This is a genomic window from Ignavibacteriota bacterium, assembly GCA_016708125.1.
Taxonomy (GTDB): Bacteria; Bacteroidota; Ignavibacteria; order Ignavibacteriales; family Melioribacteraceae.
Window position 1 is genome coordinate 2,276,153 of record JADJGF010000001.1, and the last position, 11,853, is coordinate 2,288,005.

Annotated in this window: 11 protein-coding genes; 3 read left to right on the top strand and 8 right to left on the bottom strand. The window is 27.7% G+C overall.

Features of this window, described 5'->3' with window-relative positions:
* Nucleotides 1–88: 88 nt before the first annotated feature.
* From IPH62_09975 to panB, 7 genes are all read right to left on the bottom strand, one after another.
* Entirely contained in the window at nucleotides 89–1,234 is a 1,146-nt protein-coding gene (locus tag IPH62_09975; protein ID MBK7105597.1) for a glycosyltransferase, read from the bottom strand.
* A 27-nt stretch (nucleotides 1,235–1,261) separates the two neighbouring features.
* A complete protein-coding gene (locus IPH62_09980) occupies nucleotides 1,262–2,530 on the bottom strand; it encodes a glycoside hydrolase family 1 protein (protein MBK7105598.1) in 1,269 nt (422 codons plus the stop codon).
* 250 nt (nucleotides 2,531–2,780) lie between these two features.
* Nucleotides 2,781–3,122 (bottom strand): aspartate 1-decarboxylase, encoded by a 342-nt coding sequence (locus IPH62_09985; protein ID MBK7105599.1) that lies wholly within the window; start codon nucleotides 3,120–3,122, stop codon nucleotides 2,781–2,783.
* The gene (locus IPH62_09990) at nucleotides 3,122–3,901 is read right to left on the bottom strand and encodes a type III pantothenate kinase (protein ID MBK7105600.1); all 780 of its coding nucleotides are present in this window, start codon (nucleotides 3,899–3,901) and stop codon (nucleotides 3,122–3,124) included. The genes IPH62_09985 and IPH62_09990 overlap by 1 nt, the downstream gene beginning before the upstream one ends.
* 10 nt (nucleotides 3,902–3,911) lie before the next feature.
* Nucleotides 3,912–5,132 (bottom strand): bifunctional phosphopantothenoylcysteine decarboxylase/phosphopantothenate--cysteine ligase CoaBC, encoded by a 1,221-nt coding sequence (coaBC, locus tag IPH62_09995; GenBank protein MBK7105601.1) that lies wholly within the window; start codon nucleotides 5,130–5,132, stop codon nucleotides 3,912–3,914.
* On the bottom strand, nucleotides 5,119–5,880 hold the full coding sequence (gene panC, locus IPH62_10000; protein ID MBK7105602.1) for a pantoate--beta-alanine ligase: 762 nt from the start codon (nucleotides 5,878–5,880) through the stop codon (nucleotides 5,119–5,121). The genes coaBC and panC overlap by 14 nt, the downstream gene beginning before the upstream one ends.
* The gene (gene panB / locus IPH62_10005) at nucleotides 5,881–6,666 is read right to left on the bottom strand and encodes a 3-methyl-2-oxobutanoate hydroxymethyltransferase (GenBank protein ID MBK7105603.1); all 786 of its coding nucleotides are present in this window, start codon (nucleotides 6,664–6,666) and stop codon (nucleotides 5,881–5,883) included.
* Nucleotides 6,667–7,257: 591 nt separating this feature from the next.
* On the opposite strand from panB, the gene nadB reads away from it, so the two are divergent.
* Genes nadB through nadA form a run of 3 tightly spaced genes read left to right on the top strand, consistent with a single transcriptional unit; the run spans nucleotide 7,258 to nucleotide 10,648 of the window.
* Complete coding sequence (gene nadB / locus IPH62_10010) at nucleotides 7,258–8,844, top strand: L-aspartate oxidase (protein ID MBK7105604.1); 1,587 nt, start codon at nucleotides 7,258–7,260, stop codon at nucleotides 8,842–8,844.
* Between the two features lie 4 nt (nucleotides 8,845–8,848).
* Nucleotides 8,849–9,694 (top strand): carboxylating nicotinate-nucleotide diphosphorylase, encoded by an 846-nt coding sequence (nadC, locus tag IPH62_10015; GenBank protein ID MBK7105605.1) that lies wholly within the window; start codon nucleotides 8,849–8,851, stop codon nucleotides 9,692–9,694.
* Nucleotides 9,695–9,709: 15 nt separating this feature from the next.
* Entirely contained in the window at nucleotides 9,710–10,648 is a 939-nt protein-coding gene (nadA, locus tag IPH62_10020) for a quinolinate synthase NadA (GenBank protein MBK7105606.1), read from the top strand.
* Between the two features lie 363 nt (nucleotides 10,649–11,011).
* Here the strand turns inward: nadA and IPH62_10025 are convergent, their stop codons facing one another.
* On the bottom strand, nucleotides 11,012–11,575 hold the full coding sequence (locus IPH62_10025; GenBank protein MBK7105607.1) for a toprim domain-containing protein: 564 nt from the start codon (nucleotides 11,573–11,575) through the stop codon (nucleotides 11,012–11,014).
* Nucleotides 11,576–11,853: the final 278 nt, after the last annotated feature.

An 11,853-nucleotide genomic window follows, 5' to 3' on the forward strand; every position in this document is an offset into this window, starting at 1 on the left:
TATTATTCATTGGGGGATGATTTTTAAACTGCGTTAAATATTTCATAATTTAGAAAAATATTTATAGTTATTAGTTTTAACTAAAATGTTAAATTGGTTGAAGCAGAGAATCTTTTCTAATTTTGAAAATATTATTTCTCCAATTTATTTCGGAATTTATAAATGGTATGTACCATAATAAACCAATAATCAAATCTTTTATTGGAATTAATAATAGATAATAAAATTTCAAATCAGATTTAATAATTTTTAACGTAATGAAATCCAAAAATATTTTGAGTGAACTTACAATAAAAAATTGTGTAAAACCAAAATTGCTAAACAATACTAAAGCTAAAATAAAGCTAGCTGATATTGGGTTTGAGAAGGCTTCCAACAAATATGTGTTCAGTCTGATTTTAGCGCGCATTTTTGCCCATCTTGAATGACGATTTAAGAATTTATTCAATGTCAAATTTTCATTTATATTATCTACAAATGTTGAGGATGTTTTTACTTTATAACCTAATTCTTCAACTTTTACACCCATTAAATAATCTTCTGCCAAATAATTTCTAAATGCTTCAAATCCACCAATTTGATTCAAAATTTTTCTAGGGATTAAAATTGATTTGCCAATAACAATAGAGATTTTTGCAATTCTTGAAGCCGTAAATACACTTGGAAGCATAAACGAATTTAAGTGAATATTTTCAAAAATTGAAGGGATGTTTCTTGCGCCAACTCCACGTATTGATGCGGTTACAAGTCCAACATTTTTATCATTAAATTCACTCAATAAAGATTTTAAGAAATTTGGTTCAACACGAGTATTGCTATCACTAATTAAAATAAAACTCCCTTTTGATTTTGGATACATATTATAGAGATTATTTATTTTAGGATTTAGACCAATCATATAATTATCAATTACAATTTTAGTTTTAATCTTAGAAAATTCAGAAGATATATTTCTAATAATTTCTATTGCCGGATCGTCTTTGGTATGAATTCCAAAAATAATTTCATAATTCGGGTAATCAAGATTATAAAATGATCTCAAATTATTTTCAAGCTGATCATCAATTCCTTTAATTGGTTTCAGAATACTCGTAGAAGGATAATTATCTTTTTCTAAAATATTAGTATTAACTTTTTTCGAATACTCTTTTTTTAAAATGATTATAGATAATATTTGATAAATAATTCCAATTGAAATAATTATAGAGAAAATTATTATAAATAAATTTTCCATATTATATCCTAAAATTATTTGCAATTATTATTGTTTAAAAACTTCATCTTTCTGTTGAGAATATTTTTTTATTAAATCTGAATAGTATAAAGCACTTGGTTTAATAATTCTTCTGAAATCGTTATCATAGTCAATTTTAATAAGTCCAAATCTTTTTGATTTGCCTTTTAGCCATTCATAATTATCAATTAAACTCCAGTAAAAATATCCGGTAATATTGTATTTATGTCTTGCTCTATTAAGAATTTTTAGGTGCCGTTTTAAAAAATATTTTCTTAAGTCCTCATCTTCCGTTGCAATTCCATTTTCAGTAATAACTATTTCTTTACCAGTCTTTGCTACAAATTTTATAATTTTTTTTAATCCTTTGGGATAAATTTCCCAGCCCATATCAGTCTCAGGTTCTTTAGGAAAAAGAAAAACCGGATTCCTCAAATTAAATTTGAATTGACTATAAATTCTGTAGTAATAATTTATTCCCCAAAAATCTATTTTATTATCAAGTGGAATAGGTTTATCATATTTTAATATTGCAGGGAACCAATGTGTAATTCTGTTTTTTTGAAATGCTTCCAACAACATTTTGTTGAAAAAAGTATCAACATTATCTGTTACTTTTTTATCAAGAAAAAACCAATTTCTTGCTTCTTTGAAAATTATAAAGTGTTTAGCGATTCCCAGCTTTGCATTAGGGTTTCTCTTTTTTAGATAGTCATAAATACAAATATGAGCTTCCATCATATTGTAAATTGCATCCATCATTAAATTTAAGTCTTTATAACCAGGAGGAAATTTACCATCACCATACGCTGCTAAAGCCCAAACAATTGGTTCATTGAAAGAAATCCAATAATTTATTTTATCCGCAAATAAATCAATAATTATTTTTGCAAAATTGCAGAAAGTAGAAACCGATTCTTTTTTATGCCAAGGTGAAAATTCATGAAACCATTTTGGATGAGAAAAATGATGAAGAGTTAAAAATGGTTCAATATTATTTTCGAGTAAATAATCAATCATTTCCGAATATTGCTTTAAAGCCTTATCCGAATATTTATTTATTTCCGGTTCAATTCGTGACCACTCAACAGAAAATCTATATGAATTTAAATTAAGTTCTTTTAGGAAATCAAAATCATTTTTCCAAAGATTCCAGTGGTTGCTTCCATTTTCGTATAAAGGATTTGAACCGTTATTTCGAAATTTGCCAAGATTTTCCCAATCGGTAAAATCATTTGAAATATTTCCTTCTATTTGAAATGCTGAAGTTGAAGTTCCCCAGAAAAAATCTGTCATTTATTTCTCTTTTCTTTAAAATTTTTGATGATTGCATATTTATACAATACAAGCAAAAATTAGTTTTATACTTATCAGATTAAATAGCAATAGAAATGTAGGTGTGAGATGTTAAACCAATATTAATTCAATATTAACTAATTGTTAAAAATTTATTAGTAAATATCTACTTAATTAACATTGATAAATATATTTTTGCATGCAAAATATCTTTCGATAAAAGCAAATGAATAATTAATAAAAACAATAATTATATTAAACTATTAGTACTGTCAACTAATATTATATTAGGTTTGTAAGATTTTATTTTCTCATTTTTAATCAAAATATAACTAGCAATAATTATATGATCACCGATTTGAACTAATCTTGCAGCGGCTCCATTTAAACTAATTTCTCCATCTTCACCTTCTATAACATAAGTTGAAAATCTTTCACCATTATTTATGTTATAAACTTCAACTTTCTCATATTCAACAAGATCGGCAGCAATCATTAGTTTTTTATCAATACTTATTGAGCCTTCGTAATTTATATCAGAACCCGTAACTGTAGCTCTGTGAATTTTTGATTTTAATAAAGTTCTTAACATTATTTATCCTTATTATTCATTTGAAAAGCTTCATGTAAACCAATAAGTACAAGATCAGGAACAATAATATCAAAAATATTTTCAGCTTCGAATAAACTTGAAAAACCTCCCGTAGCAATCATTATTGAATTTTCATCGTTAAATGCTTCTAAGTTTATTTGTTTTCTTAAATTCTCGACAATGGATTTTTGTCCAAAATACAAACCGGAACGAATACTTTCTTCGGTACTGCGTCCTATCACACTTTGTGGTTTAAAGATTTCCACGTTTGGTAACTGCGCAGTATTTTTATTTAATGATTCCATTGATAATCTTATTCCGGGAATAATTAAACCGCCTAAGTATTCTTTTGATTTTGTTATTACATCAAAAGTTGTAGCGGTTCCAAAATCAACAATAATTGAGTTCTGATTCGGAAATAATTTTTGTGCGGCTATTGCGTTTGCAATTCTATCGGTGCCGACTTCAAGCGGATTTCTATATTTAATTTTTAGACCGGTTTTTACACCAGCTTTTAAAATAAACGGATTAATATGAAAATATTTTATACATCCGCTAACTATACTATGTACAACATCCGGAACAACACTGCATATAGAAACATTTTTTATTGCATCTAACTCAATTTTATTTTCTCTTAATACAGTTCTAAGAAACAATCCAATTTCATCTGAAGAAAATTGTCCTCTTGAAGTTTTTCTAAATTGAAATTTAATTTTTGAATTTACGAAAACCCCACCATGAATTTGTGTATTTCCAACATCTAAACAAAGAACCATATTTTATCCTTTAAATATTTAAAATTTGTGAAATATTTTTTCCAATATTGACCGATTCTTTTACTGTTTTTACAAATCCGTTTTTATTGTAAAAATTAAATTCATATTGAATATTCTTTCCTCGGGAAGACAAATCATTTTGAATAACTAAATCAGAATTAGAATTATTTAATAAATCATTTACTTTAGAATTAATTTCATTTAAATCATTTGAATTTGTGAACTTAAAAGAAACAAGTTTTATAGAATTATTTTGAGAATATTTTTTTAATTGGTTTACAATTTTGAAGTTTGGTGAGAGCTTAAATAGAATTTCACTGTTTGCAGAATCCAATTTTTGTTTTAAAGGTAATTCATAATTTTCTTTGTTGACAATTATTTCTTTAATTGAATAATCACTTACTGCAGCATTATGAATTAAGAGATCATAATTATTATTTCTTAATATATTTTTTAGCAAATTATTTAAAGAATCAAAATTTGTATAAGTAATATCCTCAAAATTTCCCAATGGGATTTTGGAATCTGCACTGTGAAGAAAAGTAATGTTATACTTATTATCAATAAAATATTGTGCAATTTTAGATGCAGTTGTTCCGGTGCTTAAATTTGTTAAAAATCTTATACCATCAATATTTTCTTTTGTACCGCCGGCTGTTATTAAAATCCTCTTATGCGAATTATTATTTTGATTCTTTAATTTCGATTCAATTAAATCATAAATTAAATCCGGTTCCAACATTTTACCTTTTCCAATATCTCCACAAGCTAAATAGCCTTCATTGGTTTCGGTAATATAAATTCCCCAACTTTTTAATAAAGCTAATGAATTTTGAGTCGAAGGATGTTCAAGCATTTTTGTATTCATCGATGGAACAATAACATATGGTTTAGTAAAATCATGAGCTAAGAAAAGAGAAGTTATTAAGTTATCGCCAATTCCACTTGCAAATTTGTTAATTGTATTTGCAGTTGCTGGTGCAAGAATCGTTAAATCTGCCCACTTTACTAAATCAATGTGTGACATCATTTTACCGTTTTCAAATGGATCTTCGTGAACTTGGTTTCCAGATAATCCTTCCAGTGTAGCAATACCAATAAAATTTAGTGCTTCTTTTGAAACAGCAACTTTAACTTCATAATTGTTTTGCACTAATTTTGAAATAAGCATTGCTGTTTTATATGCTGCAATTGACCCACTTATCTTTATAAGAATTTTATATTTTGACATTATCAATTAACCTCACATTTCCTAAATAAACAGCGCCAAAAAGTCTATCAAATTTTTCTTCTATGTAATCAATTTTAAAACCGGATTTAATAAGCTCAGATTTCTTTTCTTCAATAGTTTTATGCGACATTAAAATTTTTGGAAATTCTGAAGCAATAATTCTGTTTTCTTGAGTTAACAATATATTTCTTGAACTTAATGCCAAACCATCTTTATCTCTAAAGGTTGGACAAGAAATAATATTTACATCCATAAATAATGCTTTTACCATATTTCTAATAAGTAAAAACTGTTGATAATCTTTTTCACCGAAATATGCATTAGTTGGTTTTATGATATTAAAAAGTTTTGAGACAACAGTTAATACGCCGTTAAAGTGACCTTTTCTTGTAGCTCCGCATAAATCTAAACTTAAATCATTTTCCGTAATTTTGAATTTATAATCATCAGGATATATTGTTTCATAATTAGGAAGAAATAAATAATCTACTTTATTCTGTTCTAATATTTCAATATCAGCATCAAAATTTGCTGGATAATTTTTTAAATCATTTTGATCATTAAATTGTGTTTGATTCACATAAATACTTACTACAGTAACTTTATTTTCTAATTTTGATTTTTTTATTAATGAAATATGTCCCTCATGCAATGCACCCATTGTAGGCACAAAACCAATATTTTTATTCTTTAGTTTATGCGATCTTACAATCTCTGTCCATTCAACCGGATAGTAAAATATTTCCATTTAAAAGCTTTCTTTTTGTGATGGATAAATTTTCATTTTAACTTCTTTATTAAATTCATTTAATGCAGATTGAAATAATTCATATCCATTTAAAAATTTCTTTAAAAATTTTGGATTGAATTCATTGTTAAGGCCTAACAAATCTTGCAGAACCAGTACTTGTCCGGATGTATGCGGACCAGCGCCAATACCAATTGTAGGAATTTCTAATTTATTTGTAATTTCTTTTGCTAATTCCGAATATAATAATTCTAATACAATTCCTGAACATCCAGCATTTTCTAATTCAACTGCTTGAGTTAAAATTAGTTCAAATTCTTTTATAGATTTTCCTTGAACTTTATATCCTCCAAATTTATTTATTGATTGCGGAGTAAGTCCAAGATGACCAAATACTGGAATTCCGGAATCAGTTAATATTTTTATATATTCAATGGTACCGAAAACGCCTTCAATTTTAAGTGCTTGTGCGCCGGCTTTCATCAACTTATCAACTGATTCCATAAAAACGTGGTTACCTTTTTGATGAAGTAAAAAAGGCAAATCGGCAATTAAAAATTTATCAGTTCCTTTTCTTACTGATTTTACATGCGTTTCAATCATTTCAACTGAAGCATTTATTGTTGAGTTGAATCCATGCATTACCATTGCAGAACTATCACCGACTAAAACAGCGTCAATTTCGGAATTATCAATTATTTTTGCACTCCAGAAATCATAACAAGTTACAATTGAAATTGGTATCTGATTATTTTTATTTAATTGAAAATCAATTATGCTATTCATGATTCTTACTTTCAAATTTATTTGAATAAAAAAATTGATATGTTCTTTGATTTTTGTTCAGATAAAGAATAATGCAAATTGAAATTAAGAATGTAAATAAGAAATGTTGTAAGATTTGGTTTTTCATTTAAGGTACCTGTCAATTTGATCAAGTCCAATATTATAAATTATAAAAATTGTAATCTTCTCATATAGAGATAGATTCAAATATTGAGTTCAAAAATAGATTTTATAGACTAATAAAACAAGATAGAAAATATTACTAACTCTAACAAAATTTGATTTTATGAATAGCACATAACGAACTTCATTTTAATCTTATGAAAATAGGTATTGCTTTTAATTTTCTAAGAATTCATAAAAATATTAATAGTGTTTTAGAAATTAGAGAAACAATATTTTTCAAGTGCAAATAATTAGTTTATTGAATTTAATTCTTAAAGATTATTGAATTTATTAATAACTTTTATTTGAAAACACTTTATTAGAATTTTTATCTATTTAACAATAATTTAATATTAAAAAAATATTTTAGTAATATTTATGATATAATCTTCTTTTTTAATTTATTTTTTTTGATAAAAAGGGAAAATGGAAAAACAAATAGTCAAATCAGATTTTCTTATTATTGGAAGCGGCTTAGCTGGATTAACTTCTGCAATTTACGCATCTGAATATGGTTCTGTAAATTTAGTTTCAAAAAGTAAATTTAATATTAGCAGCACATATTGGGCACAAGGGGGAATTGCTGCTGCAATTGATAAATCAGATTCACCAGAAATACATTATCAAGATACAATTATTGCCGGTGGTGAATTATGCAATAAAAAAATGGTTGAAATTTTAGTAAACGATGGAATAGAAAGAGTTAATGACTTAATAAAATGGGGAATGGAGTTTGATAAAGTTAAAAATCAATTACATCTTGGTTTAGAAGGCGGACACAGCAATAGACGAATTCTTCATGCTGGCGGCGATGCGACTGGAAGTAAAGTAGTTGATTTTTTATCGAAATTGGTGCAATCAAAAAAAAATATTAATATATTTCAAAATACTCAAGTGCTTGAATTACTAAGTGAAAATGAAGTTTGTTATGGTGCAAATTCATATTCATGGGAATCTAAAGAACAATATTTATTTTATGCTCCAATTACAATCCTCGCAACTGGTGGCGGCTCTGGAATATTTTCTCGTACAACAAATCCCTACACATCAACCGGTGATGGAATTAGCTTAGCATATAATATTGGTGCTGAAATAAGCGACATGGAATTTTTACAATTTCACCCAACTGCATTTTACTCGGAGAACGATCAAACCTTTCTGATTACTGAAGCAATAAGAGGTGAAGGTGCATATTTAGTAAATGGGGAAGGAAGAAGATTTATGAAGCATATTCATCCCAAAGGAGAATTAGCGCCAAGAGATATTGTTTCAAAGGCAATATTCTATGAGTTACGAAATTCAAAAATAAAATCTGTATTTCTCGATCTTACACATTTGGATGCAAACAAAATTAAAGAAAGATTTAATTCCATTTATGAGAAAGCTATTGAATATAACATCGATATTACAAAGAATTTAATACCGGTTTCACCAGCAGCTCACTATATGATTGGAGGAATTAAAACTGATTCCGAAGGAAGAACAAATATTAAAGGATTATTTGCATGCGGCGAAGTATCAGCAACCGGTGTTCATGGAGCAAATCGTTTAGCAAGCAATTCACTTTTGGAATGCTTAGTTTTTGCGAAAAGATGTGTCGAAATTAGCAGCGATGAAATTACAAATATTTCAGATAGTGTTTTTAACAAATCACTTGAAAATATTAATTACAAAATTAATAATTCAATAGTGAATAATTTTTTAAGTTTTAAGAATAAAATTGCTACATTATTAAACAACAATGTTGGAATTGTAAGAAACAACGAACTATTGAATTCTGCACTTGAGGAATTAGACAACTACAAAAATTTTGCTGATCAGAAAGAATTTGAATATTATTCATTTAGAATAAAAAGTATTATTGATATTAGTGAAATGATAATTAAAGCTGCACTGCAAAGAGAAGAAAGCCGCGGAACGCATCAAAGAAGTGAATTTACAAAATCACATGAAAAATTTCTCGGACATTTTATTTTCAGAAAAGATTCTCCAATTAGATTTGACAAAGAATAAAAGTATGAGTAATGAAAAAGAATATTTACAAAACTTAGAAGCATTAATAAATTTAGCAATATCAGAAGATATAAAAACGGGTGATATTACTACAGAAGCTATTATTCCAATATCAGACAATGCAGAAGGATTTTTGAAATCTAAAAATGATGGAATTGTGTGTGGATTACAAGTTGCAGAATTAGTATTTAAAAAATTTGATATTAATCTAAATTGGAAAAGTAATTTTAATGATGGAGAAAAAATTATTAATGGTTCAATTCTTGCAAATTTTTCTGGGAAATATAACTCGTTACTTTCTGCGGAAAGAATTGCATTAAACTTTATCCAAAGAATGTCTGCAATTTCTACAAAAACATTTCAATTTGTAAATGAATTAAAAGGTACAAAAACTAAATTACTTGATACAAGAAAAACAATTCCGGGTTATAGATTGTTGGACAAGTATGCCGTTAAAATTGGCGGAGGAACCAATCACAGATTTGGTTTGTATGATCTTGTAATGATAAAAGATAATCATATTGAAGTTGCCGGCAGTATTACAAATGCGGTTAATCAAGTTAGAAATACTTACCAGAATAAATTTAAAATAGAAGTTGAAACTAAAAATTTAAATGAAGTTCAAGAAGCTTTAAATTTAAATGTTGATATAATTATGCTTGATAATATGTCAATTGATGAAATGAAAACGTCAATCAAATTAATAAATGGAAAAGCATTAACAGAAGCTTCCGGTAATGTAACATTGGAAAAATTAAAATCAATTGCAGAAACCGGAGTCGATTTTATTTCGGTAGGAGAATTAACACATTCAGTTAAAGCATTTGATATTGGTATGTATATTAAATAATGAAAGAATTTTAAAATGGATAATTCAGAATTAATTAATGAAATAAATAGATTACGAAAAGAAAAAAATACAGTAATACTTGCGCATAATTATCAAATAGGCGAAATTCAAGATATAGCTGATTTTGTTGGAGATTCTCTTGGATTAAGTCAGATGGCTGCTAAATCAGAAGCTGATATGATTGTCTTTTGCGGTGTTCATTTTATGGCTGAAACAGCTTCGATTCTTGCACCAGAAAAAAAAGTTATTATTCCCGATTTAAATGCCGGATGTTCACTTGCTGATACTATAAATGTTGAGCAATTAAGAAATTGGAAAAAAGAAAATCCGGATGCAGTTGTTGTTTCTTATGTAAATACAACTGCTGAAGTAAAAGCTGAAACTGATTACTGTTGTACTTCATCAAATGCAGTAAAAATTGTTAATTCCATACCGGAAGAAAAACAAATACTTTTTCTGCCCGATCAGTATTTAGGAAATTATGTTAAATACATAACAACTAGAAATATTAAGATATGGAAGGGAGCTTGTCATGTTCATGAAAAAATTGGTGAATTAGATTTTGACATAGCTGAAAATAAATTTCCAAATGCGGAGTTCCTTATTCATCCGGAATGCGGTTGTTCAACATCATGTATGTTTAAAGCTTCACAAAATCCCGATTTAAAACTAAATATTTATTCTACTGAAGGAATGTTAAGAAGAGTTAATGAATCGGATTCAGATGAATTTGTTATAGCTACGGAAATTGGAATTTTACATAGAATGAAAAAAAACAATCCGGAGAAAATATTTCATCCGGCAAGCGACGCTTCTATTTGTGAATATATGAAAATGAACACAATAGAAAATTTGTATCAATCATTATTATTTGAAAAATATGAAGTAAAAGTTGATAAAGAAATTGCTGATAAAGCAAGGCTATCTATTCAAAGAATGATTGAAATATTTTAGCTTGCTAAATTATGGTTTTTAATTGCAGATTTTCTGTAGATATTGGTTGGCTCTAACTCTGATCTGAAAAGGGGAATGATAGTTCAGATATCCGAAAAGTACTAGTAGTATTCACAACTTTTCTAGAATATCCGTAAAATTAAAACTGGAAATATTCATATCATTATTTACAGAAAAAAATGAACCTTTGGGAAAATTTTGTTGGCAGACAATGTTCATCTCTAATAAATGTAAATGATCCAGAAGGATGGAACGGTTTTATAGTATCAAAACGCTTTATTTTCAACTAAAATTTTATAAAACGACTTCGCGTAAATATTTTCCTCACCTTATTTTTGCCTTCAAAATTGCTAATAAAAAAAATCAGATTCCGGTTTTCATACCAGACGGTACCGTCTTTTTAATAGTCCAGAAACCATAAGCCTTAAAATATTCATTGGGATCTTTCACGTTTCCATAATTTACCGGATCAATAACATAAGGAATAATATTGCTGTTCTTAAGTATCAACTCAACTGCTTCCAATGTATTTTTTGGTCCGACTTTATCATTATCAAATGCAATAACAACATTTTTTATCTTTCTTGTTCTTGACCCTTCTAAATGTTTCTTGCCAAACATTCCTTGTCCTACTGCAGTAATATTATTCATTCCCAAAGTTTGAAGGTATATCGCATCGAGATATCCTTCCACAACAATTAAAGTTTGTTCTGACTTGTCAACTTTATCCAACCCGAATAAATCATCTTTGGCAAGTCCCGGTGTGCTGTCCCATCTCACACAATCATGAGGTTTACCATCAAAAGTAGTAACAGTTATTCCCTTAGGAGCGGTAGCTCTTTTCATAAATCCGGTTATAAATCCTTCCGAGCTACGGTATGGAAAAGCTAATCGAAAATTATCACCGAAGTATCCTTGAAGTTTCAAACCCGAAGACCGTAATGCTTCCGTCTCTGCGGTGAGTAAGCAATTTAATTCCGGAAGCAATTAGAAATGCAGACAAATAAAAATTCTTATTTTCATAAATGCTTTGCATAGAGTTATCTCCATTAGAATAAAATGGATAATTTCCCTTTTTCCTTAATTTGTAAGACATTGATTATTTTATTTATTACTGAGGTTTATAGAAGAAATTGAAAGATTTATTTTCACCACTTAATTAGAAAAAACAAAACCTATCAACAAATCGAGTATAATAATACTAT

Coding starts and splice junctions, on each gene's coding strand:
- IPH62_09975 (MBK7105597.1), bottom strand. CDS start 1,234: ATGGAAAATTTATTTATAATAATTTTCTCTATAATTATTTCAATTGGA.
- IPH62_09980 (MBK7105598.1), bottom strand. CDS start 2,530: ATGACAGATTTTTTCTGGGGAACTTCAACTTCAGCATTTCAAATAGAA.
- IPH62_09985 (MBK7105599.1), bottom strand. CDS start 3,122: ATGTTAAGAACTTTATTAAAATCAAAAATTCACAGAGCTACAGTTACG.
- IPH62_09990 (MBK7105600.1), bottom strand. CDS start 3,901: ATGGTTCTTTGTTTAGATGTTGGAAATACACAAATTCATGGTGGGGTT.
- coaBC (MBK7105601.1), bottom strand. CDS start 5,132: ATGTCAAAATATAAAATTCTTATAAAGATAAGTGGGTCAATTGCAGCA.
- panC (MBK7105602.1), bottom strand. CDS start 5,880: ATGGAAATATTTTACTATCCGGTTGAATGGACAGAGATTGTAAGATCG.
- panB (MBK7105603.1), bottom strand. CDS start 6,666: ATGAATAGCATAATTGATTTTCAATTAAATAAAAATAATCAGATACCA.
- nadB (MBK7105604.1), top strand. CDS start 7,258: ATGGAAAAACAAATAGTCAAATCAGATTTTCTTATTATTGGAAGCGGC.
- nadC (MBK7105605.1), top strand. CDS start 8,849: ATGAGTAATGAAAAAGAATATTTACAAAACTTAGAAGCATTAATAAAT.
- nadA (MBK7105606.1), top strand. CDS start 9,710: ATGGATAATTCAGAATTAATTAATGAAATAAATAGATTACGAAAAGAA.